18 protein-coding genes are annotated in these 18,064 nt (G+C 42.6%); 4 read left to right on the forward strand and 14 right to left on the reverse strand.

Annotated features, from left to right (window positions below; translation table 11 throughout):
- Positions 1-2 precede the first annotated feature (2 nt).
- The 3 genes from ACUALS_RS05930 (at position 3) to ACUALS_RS05940 (ending at position 3,584) form a co-directional block, all read left to right on the forward strand.
- Positions 3-1,250: a TadE/TadG family type IV pilus assembly protein gene (locus ACUALS_RS05930; RefSeq protein ID WP_454449077.1), complete on the forward strand. Its 1,248-nt coding sequence runs from the start codon at positions 3-5 to the stop codon at positions 1,248-1,250.
- A 25-nt stretch (positions 1,251-1,275) separates the two neighbouring features.
- Entirely contained in the window at positions 1,276-1,902 is a 627-nt protein-coding gene (locus tag ACUALS_RS05935; protein WP_454449078.1) for an OmpA family protein, read from the forward strand.
- Between the two features lie 287 nt (positions 1,903-2,189).
- Complete coding sequence (locus ACUALS_RS05940; RefSeq protein ID WP_454449079.1) at positions 2,190-3,584, forward strand: phosphoethanolamine transferase; 1,395 nt, start codon at positions 2,190-2,192, stop codon at positions 3,582-3,584.
- Here ACUALS_RS05940 and ACUALS_RS05945 read toward each other — a convergent pair.
- From ACUALS_RS05945 to ACUALS_RS05975, 7 genes are all read right to left on the reverse strand, one after another.
- On the reverse strand, positions 3,581-5,068 hold the full coding sequence (locus ACUALS_RS05945) for a diguanylate cyclase domain-containing protein (RefSeq protein WP_454449080.1): 1,488 nt from the start codon (positions 5,066-5,068) through the stop codon (positions 3,581-3,583). The genes ACUALS_RS05940 and ACUALS_RS05945 overlap by 4 nt on opposite strands.
- Positions 5,068-6,084 carry a BMP family ABC transporter substrate-binding protein gene (locus ACUALS_RS05950; protein WP_454449081.1) on the reverse strand — a complete coding sequence of 339 codons (1,017 nt, stop codon included), beginning with the start codon at positions 6,082-6,084 and terminating at the stop codon, positions 5,068-5,070. The genes ACUALS_RS05945 and ACUALS_RS05950 overlap by 1 nt, the downstream gene beginning before the upstream one ends.
- A gap of 158 nt (positions 6,085-6,242) precedes the next feature.
- Positions 6,243-6,848, reverse strand: coding sequence for a CDP-alcohol phosphatidyltransferase family protein (locus tag ACUALS_RS05955; protein ID WP_454449082.1), 606 nt, complete (start codon positions 6,846-6,848; stop codon positions 6,243-6,245).
- Complete coding sequence (locus ACUALS_RS05960; RefSeq protein WP_454449083.1) at positions 6,841-7,488, reverse strand: ATP-binding cassette domain-containing protein; 648 nt, start codon at positions 7,486-7,488, stop codon at positions 6,841-6,843. Before ACUALS_RS05960 ends, ACUALS_RS05955 begins: the two co-directional genes overlap by 8 nt.
- Positions 7,454-9,160 carry an ABC transporter permease gene (locus ACUALS_RS05965; RefSeq protein WP_454449084.1) on the reverse strand — a complete coding sequence of 569 codons (1,707 nt, stop codon included), beginning with the start codon at positions 9,158-9,160 and terminating at the stop codon, positions 7,454-7,456. Before ACUALS_RS05965 ends, ACUALS_RS05960 begins: the two co-directional genes overlap by 35 nt.
- 24 nt (positions 9,161-9,184) lie before the next feature.
- Complete coding sequence (locus tag ACUALS_RS05970) at positions 9,185-10,327, reverse strand: ABC transporter substrate-binding protein (protein WP_005470385.1); 1,143 nt, start codon at positions 10,325-10,327, stop codon at positions 9,185-9,187.
- 182 nt (positions 10,328-10,509) lie between these two features.
- The gene (locus tag ACUALS_RS05975) at positions 10,510-10,956 is read right to left on the reverse strand and encodes an META domain-containing protein (RefSeq protein ID WP_005470520.1); all 447 of its coding nucleotides are present in this window, start codon (positions 10,954-10,956) and stop codon (positions 10,510-10,512) included.
- Positions 10,957-11,147: 191 nt separating this feature from the next.
- Between ACUALS_RS05975 and ACUALS_RS05980 the strand changes: the two genes are divergently transcribed.
- A complete protein-coding gene (locus tag ACUALS_RS05980; protein ID WP_039472739.1) occupies positions 11,148-11,396 on the forward strand; it encodes a DUF1289 domain-containing protein in 249 nt (82 codons plus the stop codon).
- A gap of 128 nt (positions 11,397-11,524) precedes the next feature.
- Here ACUALS_RS05980 and ACUALS_RS05985 read toward each other — a convergent pair whose 3' ends face one another.
- The 7 genes from ACUALS_RS05985 to ACUALS_RS06015 form a co-directional block, all read right to left on the reverse strand.
- Positions 11,525-11,746, reverse strand: a complete 222-nt coding sequence (locus tag ACUALS_RS05985; RefSeq protein ID WP_454449085.1) for a hypothetical protein — start codon at positions 11,744-11,746, stop codon at positions 11,525-11,527.
- 298 nt (positions 11,747-12,044) lie between these two features.
- Positions 12,045-12,443, reverse strand: coding sequence for a GspS/AspS pilotin family protein (locus tag ACUALS_RS05990; RefSeq protein ID WP_454449086.1), 399 nt, complete (start codon positions 12,441-12,443; stop codon positions 12,045-12,047).
- A gap of 2 nt (positions 12,444-12,445) precedes the next feature.
- Positions 12,446-12,742, reverse strand: coding sequence for a YciI family protein (locus tag ACUALS_RS05995; RefSeq protein ID WP_038189306.1), 297 nt, complete (start codon positions 12,740-12,742; stop codon positions 12,446-12,448).
- 101 nt (positions 12,743-12,843) lie between these two features.
- The gene (gene yciA, locus ACUALS_RS06000; RefSeq protein ID WP_038138566.1) at positions 12,844-13,242 is read right to left on the reverse strand and encodes an acyl-CoA thioester hydrolase YciA; all 399 of its coding nucleotides are present in this window, start codon (positions 13,240-13,242) and stop codon (positions 12,844-12,846) included.
- A gap of 177 nt (positions 13,243-13,419) precedes the next feature.
- The gene (locus tag ACUALS_RS06005; RefSeq protein WP_038138563.1) at positions 13,420-13,647 is read right to left on the reverse strand and encodes a hypothetical protein; all 228 of its coding nucleotides are present in this window, start codon (positions 13,645-13,647) and stop codon (positions 13,420-13,422) included.
- Between the two features lie 182 nt (positions 13,648-13,829).
- Positions 13,830-16,325, reverse strand: coding sequence for a response regulator (locus tag ACUALS_RS06010; RefSeq protein ID WP_454449087.1), 2,496 nt, complete (start codon positions 16,323-16,325; stop codon positions 13,830-13,832).
- Positions 16,318-17,520, reverse strand: coding sequence for an acyl-homoserine-lactone synthase (locus ACUALS_RS06015; RefSeq protein ID WP_005476971.1), 1,203 nt, complete (start codon positions 17,518-17,520; stop codon positions 16,318-16,320). The genes ACUALS_RS06010 and ACUALS_RS06015 overlap by 8 nt, the downstream gene beginning before the upstream one ends.
- Positions 17,521-18,064 lie beyond the last annotated feature (544 nt).

Consider the following 18,064-nt stretch of genomic DNA (forward strand, 5'->3'; position numbering starts at 1 on the left):
AGATGAGAAAGATCAAAAAGCAATCCGGTCATGCTGCTCTGCTATTCGCAATGATCATACCAGGCCTCTTTGGGATATTTACACTCGCGACTGATGGAGCACGTGCGTTGCAAACTAAGGCGCGTATCGAAGATGCCTCAGAAATCGCAGTGCTTGCAATAGCGGCTCACAACGATGACAACCAGGACTCTCAGGGAGTAGGCTCAGGAAGCCGGGTTAACCGCCAAATTGCCACCGATTATTTAAACGCTTATTTGCGTGATTCTACACAGCTCACAGGTTTAAAAGTTAAAAAATACAATTGTGACCAAATCGCTGAATGTAGAGCGGGCTTGGCACGCGGTGAACCTCGTTTCTTCCAATACGAGATTGAAGTTTCTAGCGTTCAGGATACCTGGTTCCCAGGAAACGATTCGATAGAAGGGTTCGGAGATACTTTCTCTGCAAAAGGCGCAGCTGTTGCTCGCAAGTATCAAAGCGAGGCTGTTGATATTATATTTGTATCAGACTACTCAGGATCTATGGCTTGGAATTGGAGTGGGGGCAGGAATCGAAAGTATATTGACTTGCGGAATATTATCCAAGAAGTGACCAATGAGTTGCAAAAATTCAATGATTTGAATAATACCGATAACAATACAGTTGGCCTTACTGCGTTTAACTTTTACACCAAAACGATACCGAGTAATCGCAGTAGACACTGTTTTATGACTCAGATGGTCAACCAAAATGGCAGGTTCAATGCGTCAAAGACTGTGCGAAATATATTTGTAGAGAAAAATAACCGGTATTGCGTAAGCCACGGAGACAGCTCTAGGTTCCAAGATTTACCGTTGACGGATAACTATTCTTCATTCAACAACAGTGTACGTAGCTTTTACCCCAATCATGGTACGGCGTCTTTTCAAGGGATAATTCGAGGGGCTCAAATGCTCCGAAAAGGTCGAAACCCTAGGCGTTTGCTCATTGTGTTGTCTGATGGCGAGGATGGGGATCCAAGCAGGCATATGCAACTTGTTAACGCGGGCATGTGTAGTACTATCGTCAACACATTGTCAGCAGATCTAACGCCTGACGGGCATAAAGTAAAAGCTAGACTGGCTGTTGTTGGTTTTGACTATGATGTGAATAAGAACAGGGCTTTACAGAAGTGTGTTGGCGCAGAAAATGTCTATAAAGCACAAAATCGAGACGATATACTCAATAAGATTCTTGAGCTTATTACAGAAGAAATTGGTCACTTAAAATGATATTAAGCGAATTAAAATGATTACTATGCGAACTGTTATTGCAACCTCTCTTTTCCTTGTTTCTTTTCATGGTTTTGCCCAGGAAAATCAAGACCCTCTTGCATTATATTGTAATCAAGACGGGTTGGAGTTTGAGCACTCTATGAAAGTTGGGCAAAGTATACAAGTGATGACTCACCAAGGTGGTTTTCAACAAATTGTCAAGCAGGGAGAAGTTGCTCCCGAGATGGCTTGGTTGAAAGAAGAATTAAAAGCAATTGGTCTTTCCCTAAACTGCACAGAATATCTTCTAACTAACTCCGAAGTCCGACTTTCTAATGATCCGGAAGTGATTGCAAGAGTCTATTTTAACTTCGATCAATCAACACTGACACAGCAGTCGGAATATGTACTTACGCGGGTTATCAGAATGGTTGAATCCAACTCCTCTAACCTTGAGTTGGCTGGTCACACGGATAACGTAGGGGATGCTGGCTATAACTTTTCACTGGGTCTAAAAAGGTCTAAGTCGGTAGAAGACTATTTGATAGACCAAGGAGTGGATCCCAAACGCGTGACTACAACCAGTTATGGTGAAACGAAACCATTCGTCGATAATATGAGTGATGAGAATAGAAAGCTCAATCGACGTGTTGAGATTTTCACACTTTAGTTGTGACCACTATACGTAGTGGTAGAAACCGCCAATGGACCATGCCCGGAGAGATGTTTACTGGGCATGTTCTCAAGCATCTAAACATTAAATACTTTCCTACCTCAATCTAACAGGTCTTTCGTTTGCTATCTTTGCTTGCTCTGCTTTCGTTGAATATTATCCTTTTATCTATTGGGGTAATCCTCTGCTGGAGTAATGAACATCTACTGATATCACTTTTGTCATTCTATTTTACTGTTTTAACGATCTTATATTTGGGTCGGAAAACCAAACTTCCATTGTTGATGTCTGCACTACTGTTTCTCTATGTGGGACTGTTAGTTTTTGCGAAGCTATATTATGGTGGCTTCACCGTCGGAGTTATCGGTGCATTATACGAAAGTAACTATCAGGAAAGTATCGAGTTTATAAGCTCTTTAGGAGCTGTTAATTTAATTTTCTTCTTTTTCTTTGTGTTGGTTTTTGCTGTTTACACTGCAAGTTTTGTAGTGATAAGAAAAAAACACTACGTGGTAATGCTATTAATTTTCCTTGTCTCAAATGTTTATGTGGCGCACTTTGCAAAAAATATTAATTCTGACTTAAAGTATACTTTTTCAGAATATGGCTTAGAAGGAAATGATTTGATGATAATCAGATTGTTAGATACTAATCCATTTTCTCAACCGCTTTCTTCTTTATATGTTTTCTACAATATTCTCAACTACCATAACTCTAACAACGGTGAGGGTTGGAATCGAATTAACTATGCCAACGCTTCTAATAACAATGAGATTTATGTGGTTGTCATTGGTGAGTCGGCACTAAAATCGCATTTTAGTATATACGGGTACAAACTGCCGACTATGAAGGATGTTAGTGGATTAACGGTATATGATGGTGTGATTGCCCCCTCGGTGGTTACCCGTCTTTCTGTTCCGAGAATGCTATCAAAGAATGAGAGTTCAGCGATATATCAACCGGGTAAGAACATTATCGCTCTTGCCAATCAGGCTGGCCTAGAAACGTATTGGCTGTCAAATCAGGCGAAATACGGTATTTTTGATACGCAAGTATCTAAACTAGCATCAGAAGCGAATCATGTTATATACACAAGCTTAGATTATTTGTCTTCGCGGCCAGATTCTGTCTTGCTGCCAATATTTGAACGCATTGTGTCAAAGCCTAGTGAGAAAAACAGAGTTGTATTCATTAACACTATGGGTTCTCATAGTGATTTTTGTTCTAGATTCGACTCAATAACCAAACCGATAGAAACAAATAGACCTAAACAGTTGGACTGTTACGACAATTCAATCAAGGCTAGTTTTGACTTTTTGTTGGAACTAAGGTTTATTCTTGACCAAAGTAATCTCGCCTACCAGATGATATATTTCTCTGATCACGGTTTGAGGTCTATCGATGCTCCCCCTTACTATATTCATGATACTAGTGGGAGAATATCGAATTCATCCGTTGAGATCCCCTTTTTCTTATTTGACAGTAAAAAAAGAAATAATATGACAAAAATAATTCAACGACCTTATAATATGCGGGATTTCAGTGCGACGTTTGCCGATTGGACAAATATTGAGGTAGATGGTCTAAATATGGATAACAGTATATTTAGGGATGAGAATAATTACCTCATGAGCTATGAAGTTATCGATGCGAATCTGAGAATACAAACCGTTAACTAAGATTCACTAACTGGCTCATGACGACTTATTTCCCAACCAGTTTGTTTTTCTTTCGCTTCATACATGGCTAGATCGGCGTTGTGAATGATTGCGGATATATCCTTGTGATTTTTAGGCTTAGACGCAATACCAATGCTGGCAGAAACATGAAGTAACGAACCCCTATATTTGATCGGTGAGCTTATTGTTGCAACAAGGCTTTTTGCAAGTTTAGTCGCGTCATCTGAATTAAACGCCTGTTCACAAATAAGAACAAATTCATCCCCTCCTAGGCGATAAACTTTTGTATTTGAGTTAGCTTGCTCATGAAGCCGAGACGCAATCTCTTTTAACAAAAAGTCCCCAGCACTGTGCCCATAGGTATCATTAATAGGTTTAAACCCATTTAAGTCTACCATTACAAAGTAGACTGCTTGGTTTGGAGTCCTCTCTAGTTTTTCGATGTGTCGATTAAATCCTACACGATTGCCAATCTTCGTCAGTGAGTCAGTGATAAGCTGTGTCTCTAGCTCACGTTTAGTGGCAATAAGAGAGGTTACATCAAGGGCTGAGCACTCTACGATAAAATCATCGCTGTCAGTTGTATTAAAGTGAAATGACCGTTCGCCTTGCAATGTACTGACTTGGAAGTACTTTCCGTTTCGAATCTGTTCATTTGCAATGCGCATAATTAGGCTAAGTTGTAGGTCATTCACGTCGTCCGAAGTACTGCCAAAATGTCGTTTGAACTCGTTGTTAGAACGGACGATAGTTTTGTTCTTTGTGTCTACGACAAACTGGCAGACCTGAGTTAGGTTATAGCTTGTGTTTAATCGCTGCTCACTTTTCTTGAGTTCGTTGATATTATCGAGCAGTCGTTCTCTAAGGTTATCTATTGAAGCGAATAGGGCACTGAACTCCACATATTGGTGCTCTGGTGGTGCAACGTTTATTTCTCCTTTTGCCATCAGATAGCCGTACCGCTGTGCGTCATAAAATGGTTTGCTGAGTAGAGCTAAAACTTTGCGACTAAACAAAAAGCCAAGAATTAAGAATGAAAGTACAAACAACATGGCAAAAGGAAGAATGGCGGCAATTTCGCTTTTTCCTATCGCATCGGTGTTTTTTTCAACCAAAATAGATCCGACTTTATTGTGAAGGTGATCATACAGAGGGAATTTGAACTGTTCCGTCTCTGCTGAGTCGGTAGTGGAGATCACCTCGGACAGAACAAGGTCATATACGGAAGAAGTTAACGTCACTTTGGTGACATGTTCTACATGGGAAATGTGTATCGCGACTTGTTGCGCAATTTCAGTATCGAGCTCAGTAGCGGCGTGCACCGCATTTAAAGTTTGTGACTCGATAACCTCATAAAACTGGTGGTTAAGAGACTGTAGGTTGGTTTGGTAGTAGAAAACAAAACCAATCGTTCCAAGAACAGTAAGAGGGAGTAAGGTAAAGATCGTGTAGTAGAAAATAATCTTGTGTGTTAGTCGTTTCATTAGAAGTGTCTGCTACAGTTCCGGTTAAGCGCTTTTAAAGGCCCACTCGAGGTCATTTTCATCTTATTGCTCAGTTGTTCTAACAACACTTTGTCCTCTTCACGAACGGCTTGGTGCTCTGGATTTAGAATAATCTCAACCATATTTTGAGAGGTTCCAAAGTGTTTGTGGTTGCTATTCCATATGCCAAGATAAAGCTGTTTCATCACCGCAAATGTTGCATCGTCAACGTGCTTGAGCATAGATGCCATAACAACGTGCGAATAAGCATCATTTTGGTTGGTGTCTACGCCAAAGGTGGTGATGCCGTTCTCACTTGCTGCTTTATACACACCTCGGCTTGCAAAGCCTGCTACTGGAAATAGAACATCTATCTCTTGTTCAATTAAGCCCTCTGCGATTTCCTCAGCTTTACTACTGTTTAGCCACGCATCAGATGTTGTCCCGACATATTCGCTATAGAGGGCCGCATTTGGGCTTGCGTCGTGTAACCCAAGCTCAAAACCACACCGAAAGTTCTCAACTGCTGGGTTGTCTATGCCGCCAATAAAGCCCACTTTTCCTGATTCGGTTTTCGAACCAGCAAGGTAGCCTAAAATGTATGCAGCATGACTGCTGTCAAATAGTATTCCCAGGCTATTAGCGATATCGAAACTGATATCGTAAAGGACGAATCGCGTGCCTGGATAGGCTTTCATCACGTTACTTAGTTGAGGTGTACTCGTCGCATAAACGGATATGATTGGGTCGTATCCAGCTTTTACCGCGCTAATTATCGACGCTGTATAACTCTCTTTTTTTGTGATGATCTTACGTGTCGTTTCAATCCCTAACAGCTTGTCCGTTTTATCAAGCCCTTTTTCTATCAATCCAAGAAAGCTTTGTGGATTTGGCTTTGATTTATAAATAACGATTGGCTTTAAACCAAGCGACTGAGATTCTGCCAAAGCACTCTGAGTGAAAACTAGCGATGAGAATATCGCTAGTAGGGCAACAATGTTTAAAATAGGTTTCACTAAATCAAAGCCTGTATGTGCGCATTTGATATGCATCTAGTTATTGACAGCAAACGCAGGATTTTATTGTATGTTTAATCGTCATTCAATTGTCGTCGTCAAAAAGCCAGATATTTAGTAATAAAACCTTATATCCAATTATTTAGCAGTGAAAATTATCACTTGAGAGTCTGATAGCCTGAGTAGATTCGGGTAAAGGTTGTAAACCAACAGGCAAAACCAAATGCATATGCAATGATGGAATAATGCGCAGGCATTAGACAGAACAGCACGAAACATCCGATGGTTTCTGTTCCCTCGGTTAAACCACTCATGTAGTACAACGACTTGTTTTTGTAGATTGGATTTTCTATGCCTCTTTTGTTTGCCATTACTGCAAACGCGAGGAAACTGCTCCCGGTGCCAATAAATGCAAAGATTAAAAAGGCACTCGCTAATGCATTTTGTGCAGGGTTAGCAAGCGCGAAACCAAATGGAATTAATGAGTAGAACAGGAAGTCTAAACTGATATCCAGAAAACCTCCCGCATCAGTAATGCCTTGTATCCGCGCCAGTGCACCATCAAGCCCATCAGCTATTCGATTGAGCAAAATAAAGATAAGCGCTAATTCAAATTGTTGATAATACAGCGCAGGTAGAGCAAAACAGCCAACAATAAAACCTCCCACAGTGATTTGATTCGCCCTAATGCCAAAGGTATCAAGACGTTTTGCTATCGAGGAGAGTGGGCTTCGAATGAGTTTTATACTGTAACGATCAAGCATGGTCTATGTTCCAGCTAGGTAATATTAAGTTGCCATCTTTAGGTATGTCGCTTTGGTCATGCGTCACGAGCAGAGTGGGAATATTCGCTTTTCTGAGTTGGTCAAATACCCAGTCTCTGAACTGTATACGTAGCTGTTTGTCTAGCTTGCTAAATGGCTCATCGAGCAACACTGCCGAAGGTTTAGTGAGCAACATGCGTGCTAAGCTGACTCGAGCGCGCTGTCCTCCGGATATTTGTTCTGGATACGAATGTGCGATTTTCTCCAACCCTATATGGCCCAATGCGCGTAAAGCGTGAACCTCTCTATCATTCGGTTTGACCGACTCTGGGAGAGCAAACGCCAAATTTTGCCAAACGTTTAGATGAGGAAAGAGCAAATCGTCTTGAAACAGTATCCCTACGCCTCTTTTGTGGGGGGGAATGTCTAATAAGCTCTTACCATTAAGTATCACATCGCCTTGATAGTGAAAGTCGTCGCTGAGATGACCTGCTACTAGGTTGAGCAGCGTCGATTTTCCACAGCCACTTGGCCCCATAATTACTGCTACCGTACCTGCTTCAATATCTAACGTTAGGGGAGAAAACAGAGGTTGCTTGTGCTTATCATGGATGACGATGTTTTCGAGCCGTAGCGTCATTGATTCGTGATTCCTTATGTATGATTTGAGGTGCTTTCTTCCTACTTAGGTAGAACCGAGGTAGGAGTATCGCCAAAGAGAAAAATGCGAAAGGAAGAAGCACTTGCCACAATGCGTAAATCGCGGTCACACGACGATCGTAGCCACTCGAGAGTGCGACAGCTTCCGTAGTTATGGTAGCGATGCGCCCCGCCCCCAGCATCAGTGTCGGTAAGTATTGCGCCAAACTGACGCTCGCCCCAATTGCCCATGCATAAAAAATGGGTTGAAGTAATATTTTTGCCTTTATCTGAACAAATACTTGCCAAGGGGTTTTACCGAGGCTCAGCGCAACCTGAGAGTATTGATTGTTGTAACTTTTCCAAGAGCCATCCAACGCTAGGTAGACAAATGGAAAAGCGAAAAAGACGTGCGACCAAATCACCCAAACGTAATAGCTATCATTGGATACATAGAGCGTTGAAACTTGCAAACCAAATAACAGTGAAAGCTGTGGCATCAACATGGGTAATACAATGACATAGCTTGGTAAGTGAAGCCGATACTTGAGCCGGTACTCATGTGCCAATATCGCCAAACCGAGAGCGATTAAAGCGCTGATGAGAGCGAGGTTGATACTTTCGCCCAGTATCGGTAAAAAAGAGCCCGATTCGTTTGCCCAAAATCGAAAGCTAAAGTTGGAAGGAAGCAGATCAGGAAACCGCCACCTATGGGCCACAGACCATATGGCCATGATTGGCATAAGTAACACATTAATAAACGCAATACTCAGAACAACAAATGTGCCTGGTAAACGAAGCCCGAAGCGGCCAGAGTATTGCCAGCTTTTCTTGTTGACCAGATATCGCTCCACTAAGTAGACTGTCAATAACAGGCACGCGCAAATGACAAAGAGTAACATCGCCCCCGCAGCGGCTCGGGGCAACAGTGATAAATCTGGCTCTGCAAACCACTGCCATACCAATACGGCAAGTGTTGGTGGCGTAGTTGGGCCTAGCACTAGTGCGAAATCAACGACAGAAGCTCCGTAAGCGATGACGGCAAACAGAGGGAAGCGCATTTTATTTAGCCATTGGGGTAAAACGACTTTCCACCAAAATTGGTGAGGAGAATATCCCAGAGACGTCGAGACTTTAGCTAAGTTGTCGACGTTGATCTGATGCAAGATTGGGATACTCATCAAAAGCAAGAAAGGTAACTCTTTCAAGGCAAGGGCTAACGTCAGCCCGATAGCAAACGGATCGTGCACCAGCCAAGATGCCGCCGATTGGTCACCTTGAAACCAAGGGAGTGTATTTAACACTCGATTGGATAAACCGGTTGAAGCAAACAAAAAAGCGAATCCGATAGCAAAGGCGACGTGAGGCACGGCTAGCAGAGGGGACAACAAGTTTTCGACGTATTTCCAACGTCTGCTGTTCCAAAGGCTTTGCAACACCATAAAGCACAAAGCTAATGATAAGTAGGTACTGACTAATGCAGAGAATATCGTCAATAAGCTTGAAGTTATAAACCCAGGCCACGCCAAGGCTTGGCGATAGCCTGAGAGTGATAGTTCGAATGAACCAATGGGTGGCAAGTAACCTACAGACGAGAGCATGACGCCTAATATCCCAGGAAGTGTGGGTAGGATCACGATGAAAATCAATAATAAATACGCAGCTCTAAACATCAGGCTCTCGTTGTAACACTCAATTTAATTTCCGTAACGCTTCTGCCATTCGGTCTCAATCGCAGTTTGCCAACTAGGATGAGGCTCCGCGACTGACTTGAACAGTTTCGTGTTTTTAGCTGAACCACTAACAAACTCGTTTTTAAGCACAGATGGATCACCCCATATAGTTAAATCGCCTTTGCGAGATTGAGCCTCTGGGCTTAGGAGGAAGTTGATCGCCACTCGTGCACCTTCGGAAGCATTTGCATTCCAAGGAATGGCGAGAAAGTGAATATTAGATAGCGCCCCAGATTCCATTGCATACGCCTTAGTCGTTTCTGCTAGCGTGCCATTCGCTTGAGAAGAAAACACTGCGTTTGGGTTAAAGGTAATGGCTAGATCCAACTGTCCGTCATCCAACAGTTGGAATGTTTCTGCGCTACCTCCGGGAAACTGCTCGCCTTTACGCCAAGCTACTTTGTGAAACTCTTCTAGGTATTGCCATAACGGCGCTGTCACCTGTTCGAAGTTATCAGCGTTTACCGGTTGACTCAGCGACGGATCGTTTGCTGTAAGCTCGATGAGAAGCGCTTTTAAAAAGCTGGTGCCATGAAACTCAGGTGGCTGAGGATACGTCACTTTATTTGGGTAGGCTTTTGCGTAGCTCAATAGTTCAGTAAAAGACATAGGTGGATTGTTCAGCGTTTGAGTATCGTGAATAAAAACCAACTGGCCAACTCCCCAAGGCGCTTCCAGTCCTTCGGTTGGTTCGGAGAAATCACTATCGACAGGTAAAGTTTTATCAACATATTCCCAATTTGGTAATTGCTCTACAAACGGTCCAAACAGCAATTGATTGGATTTCATAGACTTGAAGTTTTCACCGTTGATCCAAACCATATCAACGCTGCCGCCTTGGTTTTTCCCCGCGGCTTTTTCAGCAATCAGTCGTGTTGTTGTTTCGGCTATATCTGAGACTTTTACGTGCTTTAACGTTACGCCATATTGTTGATTCAGTTGCTCGCCGGCCCAACGAATGTAGTTATTGATTTCTTGGCTGCCTCCCCAAGCGTGAAAATACACGGTTTGGCCTTTTGCTTGTTCGGTAATATCTTGCCAAGTATTGCTGGCATAGGCAGCAGTGGAAAGTAATGTGGTGAAAAGTAAACTGATAAGCCTTGTCATAACATTCCCTGAGTATGATTAAAATGGTCTATTTCCATGTAGAGACCGAGCACCGGCCCACATTCTTTCATTATGACGGAAAAATACTAATTTTTTTATGTATTTGCTGATTAAATGTATCAATGAGTTAGGAACAAAAAAAAAGCAGCCACGTTGGGCTGCTTATTTGCATTAAGAGTCAGTTACTTTTTCCAGTCACTGAGCTTGAATGTAAGAGTGTGCACATCATTCTTTAGCGTTAAATTCTCTTCAGTTAGAGAAATTGTGCTCCAATCAGAAAGGGTTTGAGAAAATGCTTGCTCAATATCCATGATATCTCCAACACACATCTTCATCGTCATTCCCATTTTCTCGACACGAAACTGATTGTCTTTTAACTCCGCTTGGCCAAAGAAGTTGTTGCAGCCAGCATTGCCGTTTGCCATCATTTTTTCGCCGATCTCTAGGTTTGGTGATTGCTGGCGTCCTTCAGTTTTCACTTCGTTTCCGTCGACACTGACCAGTACCCAATTATGGTGTAGTAGATCGTTTGCGGAGATCTGCTTTACATCGTCACTGTTGCTTGCGCAAGCCGTCATCAGAAAAGGCAGCGATACTGCAGCAAGGAATGTTTTTGGACTAAACTTCATAATAATCGACTCCAATATACGGATAGACTCGTCGGAAGTACGACGACAAATATGGGTGCCAGTATAGTTAATAAAACGCTGTTTTTGTCAGCTTTGCGTCATAGTTTGTTGCAAATCACATTGTGGAAGTTATTGATAAACATTCGGTTACGCTTATCGTAAATTAGAATCTGGTGATTAAAGGAGGCTGGATGGAGCAACTAGAATTTTTTAACGTTCCAAGTCCTTGTATCGGAGTATGCACCGTCGATGAGCGGGGCTACTGCAAAGGATGCATGCGAAAGCGAGAAGAGCGTTTTAATTGGTTGTCAATGACTCCCGCCCAGCAGCTGCATGTCATTAAGTTGTGCCGTCAGAGATACTTGCGGAAAATAAAGCAAGGAAAGAGCAATCCAGAAGACATTTCTTCTTCTACTAGCCCTCAACAAGAACTTTTTTAACTCTCGTGGTGAGGTAAAGAAAGTACAAACGTGTAAATGTCATACCAGATGCCTTCGCATCGTTCTTAATCAATAAAAGAGACGCATTAAAAGTCGTTTCACGCCTCTTCACTTAATGTTACTCACGGTTATTTCATACCCCAGCGATCGCTTACCCAACCACCAGCTGTTTCGTCAAAGTGATTACCAGAAAAACGGTGGTTTTTATCGATGGTATTGTCAGCTTCTGGTCGAGCATCGATAAGGGATTGGATATAACTGGCCATTGGATCACCGCAACTAAGCCGCTCTCTCCGAGTTGCGACCTCTTTAATCAGTTGAAGTCGATATGAGTTGCTTGCACGTTTCATTTTGTGATCCTCCGTGGTTGTGACACTAATATGAAAAGTTAGAAGCTCAAATCGATCCCGTCAACGCAGGAACACTGTTTTTTAGCATTATTCTCTTTATCGAAAGCGATAGGTTGGAGCTAAGAATCACTTGAGATTGTTAAGTGGTTAAAATGTCGAATAATTCACTAAATACGCGACTCGAACATTCACAAAAAATTAACAAAGGGGGCTAATGACGAAAAGTCTTGGGGTATTTTAGGCAGGATGCTTTGTTCTAGTTATTCAAAGCCCCACGATTGCAGAGCTTTGAATTGAATTAGTTGCTTTCACAGGTTTGTGCAGACACTAACTCGTCAGCCATCAGTTGACCGCGGGTATTGCGTATTTTTATCCGGTAGGTTAATCCAGCGTTGAGGTTTCCTCGAATCGATGGATTAGTGCAATATGTATTGATGCTGTGCTTTAAAACCGCTGAAGTTGGTTTTGCACCGGCTTGATCTTGGTTGTATACCATCATCAATTCAATCGTTGTACCACTTGCTGACGCGCGCATTACAGAGAGAGGGCCAACTTCAAGTGGTAGCTCAGAAGAAAGAAGTTGAGCACGGTTGTCTGCCAACAACTCCAAATTTCGTTGTTGTTGCGCATTAGACGAACATCCAAACATCGCGGCCAAAACAGCGAGCAATAGAGTGTTTTTGATGGAATTCGTCATGGTTAGAACACTTTCTTAAAGGGTTTGACGATGACTTTCTCGTAAACTCCAGCTGCAACATACGGGTCGGCATCTGCCCAAGATTGAGCCTCGGCGAGAGAGTCAAACTCTGCAATAACGGTTGAACCAGTAAAACCTGCTTCCGCTGGGTTCTCTGAATCAACAGCAGGCATTGGCCCAGCTGTCAATAAACGGCCTTGGTCTTGTAATGCTTGGAGTCTTTCTAGATGAGCAGGGCGAACGCTGAGTCGTTTTTCTAGAGAGTTTTCCACATCTTGAGAAAATATAACGTACCACATGACGAGATATCCTTATTTGGTATTGGGCAGATAGGCTAACACTTTACTTAAATTCGATTCATTTAAAAGTAGTTACGACAATATTTTTGTGAAATCAAACATTAAGCGGTGACAATAGGACGTGGTTTACCGTTACCATCAATTGCCACGTAATTAAAGGTGGCTTCACAAACTTGATAGCGAGATTGTATGCCATCTTCAGTTACGGGTTTTACCCAGACTTCCAAATTGATTGACATTGACGTCCGGCCAATTTTGGTACATTCACCGTAGCAACATACCACGTCGCCTACTTTTACCGGTTTTTTAAACGTGATACTCGATACGGATACGGTAACGATACGACCTGCTGAAATCTCTTTCGCTAAGATACCGCCAGCCAAGTCAAGTTGAGACATAATCCATCCGCCAAAAATATCCCCATTAGCGTTGGTATCGGCAGGCATGGCTAAAGTGCGCAATAAAAGTTGGCCTCTTGGGGCGCAATTTTCTGAATTCATAAGTAACATCCACAACAAACAAAACAGCGGCTAGTGAGCCGCTGGAAATCCTTTACAAGGAGAATGAGGTAGATTGTAACAAAACTTGCCGCGTTGTCGCCAGAACCACGCCTATGAGCGAAATAATCTCGCGATGTGTATATCTAAGAATCGATAAAGCAAACGCATTGTAAATGGTTAAGTGTGAATTTGGCGCTTCCAGTCTTCTAGATAACCTTCATTACGTAAGTTATCGACGGTTGATTCTAACTCTTCGTCGCTCATCGCAAAGCAACTAGATTTACCCGTCATCAGGTTTAGATATTCGTGATATTCCATTTCTGTAAAGTGACCCAATCGGTCGACTAGAAGACTTTTAATCCCATGATGGATAAGTCGGTAATATGTGTGACGATGAACTTCCATAACCAGCCCCTTACAGCTACCAGCAAAGTCGAGACTTTGCCGCTTTGAGTGATGTAGTGGAAAGATGCATGATTGGTGCCATAAAAAACGTCAAAAATAGGGGGATGTTGCCTCAAAAATCGTAGCGATGAGTCATTCTGAGAATTGACGTTTCAAAATGAGAAAATCAGTGTGTGGCGTTACTATGCAGGCTCTTTCGTCTCAAACGTTCCGATTAAAATTCGTTCCAAGGCATTTTTTGTTGTCGGTTTAGAGAGACGACCATCCATGAGCTGACTCATGCGTAATATGTCTTGTTCACCTGATTCACCGGAGAGAGCAATGATCGGTATAGCAGGGTAGGATTGTTTGATGATGCCCGCTGCTTCGAATCCATCCATTACTGGCATCTGTATATCCATAAAGATTAGGTCAATTGGGTTATTGTGGATGATTTCGATCGCCACTTTTCCATTGTTAGCGAGTACCACACGGTAGCCAAGTTGTTCCAAATAAAGTTTTACCAACGCTCGTTGGACTTCTTTATCGTCAACCACAAGGATTAATTGAGGCTTACTGGCGACACTAAGAGGCTTCGCTTGAATTGTGGCTGAAGTCGCAACTCGCGGAGGCAGTGGAGTTTCTTCCGGTGCGATTGAGATGTTACTGATCGGAAATGACAGCGTAAACTCCGTATAACGCCCATACTCGGAACGGCACCGAATAGAACCTCCAAACGACTTCATTACACGTTGACAATAGCCTAAACCAAGCCCGCTACCACCGCTCTTGTTGTGACTGAAAAAATCATCAAAGATTCGACTGAGCAGATCTTCGGGGATTCCTGGGCCTAAGTCTTTAATTATTATGCTATTTTCATAGTCATTGACGTCAGTTCGGATCTCGATACAGCTTGAAGGGTAGGAGTCAAAATAGTAAACCGCATTTCTTAATATGTTGAACATTACAAAGTTAAACAAGGTTTCATTTATCTTGGCAATAAAGTCATGTTCGGCGGTTATCTTTACTTTCTTGGCGTCCTCGTTGCTATCGAACCCATACAGTGAAACTGCGTTGTTGATTGCTGTGCGGATGGATGTAGGTTCGACAGGCTCTTGGTCAAGAGACGAGTTGTTCACCTCTCTTAAAATGATGTCGATTAACTGGCGACCACGCGCGATTGCTGAGCGACCTTGTTCCACGTGATGGTACAGCTCTTTAGTGGTTGCATGAGCCAACAGTTTTTCATTCAAGCATTCAAACTCTAACTGCACTTGAGCCAAAGGGTTTCTCATCTCGTGAGCGATTGAGTTAGCTAATGCTTGGGCTTGTCGCAAACGCTGATCGTAGTTGATATGGACTTGAGCTTTTTTCAATACGCGAGACAACGCGACCAACTCCTCATAAGAGAAGTTGTGTCCATCTGGTTTATGGCTTGAGACGAGCACATGAGAAAGCTTGTTTTTCGACTCGTATAGCGGTAGGACTAGAGCATAATCAGTCTCGTTCATTTGGCTATGAAGTTCAGACAACTCTTTCGTTTTGGTTTGCTCCAGTTCATCTTCGAGTTCATCAATTACCAAAGGATCGGTGTGGCTTTCAAAATATTGCCTGTAGGTGTTTGCCCCTTGGTAGTCATCGAGCAGTTTTAGCTTGTCATTCGGGACACCTAGATATCGCGCAAGGTGTGAAACAGCTTGAGAAGGAGACTGCTGAAACATATCTTCGAGACGCACGATTTTGTCAGCGGGTGAGAGTGTCGAGCCATACATCAAGAAATTGGCAATGACCTTGGTTCTTTTGTACAGATATGGCCAAGTAGCCCCGATGACAATCGTGCTCAATAGAAGAGATGTGGTTGTGAGTTCGATTGAGTTACTAACCAATAACAGTGTCAAGGTGTAGATAAGACCTGCAAGGATGGCAGCAATCGAGACAGTACAAATATGACGGAAGCTGTAAAAGCGAGACGCCAAGATGGCGTAACCCATAAAGAGCATCTCACTAACAGATAGAGCTGGTGGTAGCCAAGTTAACGAGAAATCTTGGAAAAAATAGGTGAACCCTAGCTGAATGATGGCGGTAGAACACATGAAAATAGTCATCCCCAGCAACATATAGTTGATTCTGGTTCGACGTATTCTCTTCGCACTACCGCGAATCGAGAATAGATTAATAAACGTGAGTACTACCAAGGTTGTTAAGCCTAGGAAGAAGGGCTTGGTGTAGTCACCAAAATCAATGATAAATTGACTGGGTGCGACGATAGTGACGCCGCGAATGGTTAGATCTGGGATAAGGTTCCAAGATAGGCATAACACAAATGTGATGAGTGCGAGCGCTCGTTGAATGTCCCAAGGCTTACTGCGAGTGTAATGATGTTTGAGCTTTACGGTGAACTGATAAGCGGATGCAAATGCGACCAAAGCAGATAAGTTTGCCACTATTGCCATCCATACGGCAGTGCTTTCACCAAAATCGACCAAGTACCCGGTATGGAAGTAGGCGTTACTCAATATCCATATTGATAGTCCTAGCGTGTAGCTTATGTAGTAGCTGTATGATTTAACACTCTTACCGCCAAAACGCTTGTGTAAAGATAAACAGAAGTAGCCCGCCCACACAAAAACGAGTACTGCGGTAAGAATCAGAACGATGGCTTTGGGGTAAAAAGTGTTCGCAGCAAAAGTACTAAGCATGGTTGAGCTCATTATGACGTGTCTTTTTTATTTGTTGTAAAGTTTGTTGCTTGTAGCGGCGATAATCTGAGGATGTTAAAGCGTGGTGCATTTGAGGAACAACCCAAGCCCCTTTATACGTTGGATTATCTGATCCCACTAACGTGCATGACCCAAATTGGCAATAAGATCCCAAAGATAAGCTTTCATAGTACTTGATCATCAAAGGTTGTTCGACTACCACGAACGACAGCATCATTTGTTGTTCGTACAACTGTTTCATCAAACGCTTTTGCGAAAGGTACAAGTAATACATTTTTTGTAATTTGGTTCCGCTCACGGTTAGCCGAATCACTTCACAAGATCTTTCAGGGCAAACTAGGTGCTCCCAGACTAATTTATCAAACTCTTGTTGACTCCGTGGCTCTTGAAGCAATGCTTCCGCAGAGAGCAGCCCCTTTTGTATCAGTGTTGTAAGTTGCTGTGTGTGGCTGATGCTTCGCCAATGTTTGCTTTGGAAAAAAGAGGAGAAGTAGAGCCAGTCTTGCATCCCGACGGCAAAGTTCACTCTTGCGGTTGAGACGAGCAGTGGATGCTCAAGCTGTGGATCTGAATAGGTGAGTAAGAAGTGTGTACCAGACTTAGACAGTTCGATATGTTCGAGCAGCTCATACCATTGAAGTTCTAAAACCAAAGTCGACAGATTGATCATCGCCACTGCATCTTTTAGGACCATAGCGAAAGGAGAGTGAAGCGTGAAAAACAATTTCTGGTTTTGGTCGATATCGTTGACAAGGCCATCGTCATACTCTGCTTCGTTTTCCGGCAGTGCTTGCCAATGGTTTAGATTTATACGTCGAGTTTGTAGTGCTGTGTATTTTTGCTCTAGCGACCAAATTTGAAAGTGCGTCCATGCTTCAGCCCAGTGCGAAAAGTGCGCGAGCAGTAAGGATTCATAGTAACACCAATCTGAAGGCCAAAAGGTTAGGGGCGTGCGCGAGCTAACGTTGAACTCAGAAGAATTTATTTTGCTTGAAATATTATCGTCGCGCTTTTCGGGGAATCGCTCGTGAAACTGTTCGAGCCGGGATTTGAGACATTGAGAAAACAGCTGATTCGCGGAATCGCCAAATTGACTTTGGATGCGATAAAAGACATCGGAGTAGGTTTCAGACGCTGAGAGACAAACCGAATTTGTATGATCGTAACTAGCCATCACGAAGTTTGGTTCTGTTGTTATAATTTGACATCATTATTGATTTGTTGTGAATGATACGCAAATTATTTTATAGCAAATAAACACATCTATCAGTATCTTGCAACGAAAGTTGTAGCGAGTTTGCGTTTTCAGCGGGAGAAATCATCGTTTATCCAACGTGTCGATCGACTGTTGTGGTTTAAGTGAACTTTTTCTTTCGGGTGGCGCTGACACTGAAATATAGGACAAGATGACTTAACGTATTGATTTAATAATCAATAAACTAGCATGTAACAGCAATCTTTTGGTTTTTAGCGTTTTATATTGACGGTTATATCAATTTGGTTTGTTGTTTTGATGAGTAGTGTTTTTATGGCGTTTTTTGGCATTAACGTCTGTTTTGATTTGCGCTAAGTTTGCGACTTTGAAGCGTTTTTTGTCTCAAATGATCAACATTTCATAAAAAAGTTGGCGAAAATCATAAGCTTGGCATACACTTTCCAAAGTGAGGCCGATATGTTGTTGATTGGCTTGACGAAAGTGATGGTGTCGCCCTTGGGTG

Source organism: Vibrio sp. NH-7 (assembly GCF_053643215.1).

Bases quoted from the DNA above. Each gene is read 5' to 3' on its own strand.
- ACUALS_RS05995 (WP_038189306.1), bottom strand. From the start codon at position 12,742: ATGTGGTACGTTATATTTTCTCAAGATGTGGAAAACTCTCTAGAAAAA.
- yciA (WP_038138566.1), bottom strand. From the start codon at position 13,242: ATGAATTCAGAAAATTGCGCCCCAAGAGGCCAACTTTTATTGCGCACT.
- ACUALS_RS05990 (WP_454449086.1), bottom strand. From the start codon at position 12,443: ATGACGAATTCCATCAAAAACACTCTATTGCTCGCTGTTTTGGCCGCG.
- ACUALS_RS05940 (WP_454449079.1), top strand. From the start codon at position 2,190: ATGTCTGCACTACTGTTTCTCTATGTGGGACTGTTAGTTTTTGCGAAG.
- ACUALS_RS05975 (WP_005470520.1), bottom strand. From the start codon at position 10,956: ATGAAGTTTAGTCCAAAAACATTCCTTGCTGCAGTATCGCTGCCTTTT.
- ACUALS_RS06015 (WP_005476971.1), bottom strand. From the start codon at position 17,520: ATGGCTAGTTACGATCATACAAATTCGGTTTGTCTCTCAGCGTCTGAA.
- ACUALS_RS05985 (WP_454449085.1), bottom strand. From the start codon at position 11,746: ATGAAACGTGCAAGCAACTCATATCGACTTCAACTGATTAAAGAGGTC.
- ACUALS_RS05930 (WP_454449077.1), top strand. From the start codon at position 3: ATGAGAAAGATCAAAAAGCAATCCGGTCATGCTGCTCTGCTATTCGCA.
- ACUALS_RS05945 (WP_454449080.1), bottom strand. From the start codon at position 5,068: ATGAAACGACTAACACACAAGATTATTTTCTACTACACGATCTTTACC.
- ACUALS_RS05965 (WP_454449084.1), bottom strand. From the start codon at position 9,160: ATGTTTAGAGCTGCGTATTTATTATTGATTTTCATCGTGATCCTACCC.
- ACUALS_RS05960 (WP_454449083.1), bottom strand. From the start codon at position 7,488: ATGACGCTACGGCTCGAAAACATCGTCATCCATGATAAGCACAAGCAA.
- ACUALS_RS05935 (WP_454449078.1), top strand. From the start codon at position 1,276: ATGCGAACTGTTATTGCAACCTCTCTTTTCCTTGTTTCTTTTCATGGT.
- ACUALS_RS05980 (WP_039472739.1), top strand. From the start codon at position 11,148: ATGGAGCAACTAGAATTTTTTAACGTTCCAAGTCCTTGTATCGGAGTA.
- ACUALS_RS05955 (WP_454449082.1), bottom strand. From the start codon at position 6,848: ATGCTTGATCGTTACAGTATAAAACTCATTCGAAGCCCACTCTCCTCG.
- ACUALS_RS05970 (WP_005470385.1), bottom strand. From the start codon at position 10,327: ATGACAAGGCTTATCAGTTTACTTTTCACCACATTACTTTCCACTGCT.
- ACUALS_RS06005 (WP_038138563.1), bottom strand. From the start codon at position 13,647: ATGGAAGTTCATCGTCACACATATTACCGACTTATCCATCATGGGATT.
- ACUALS_RS06010 (WP_454449087.1), bottom strand. From the start codon at position 16,325: ATGCTTAGTACTTTTGCTGCGAACACTTTTTACCCCAAAGCCATCGTT.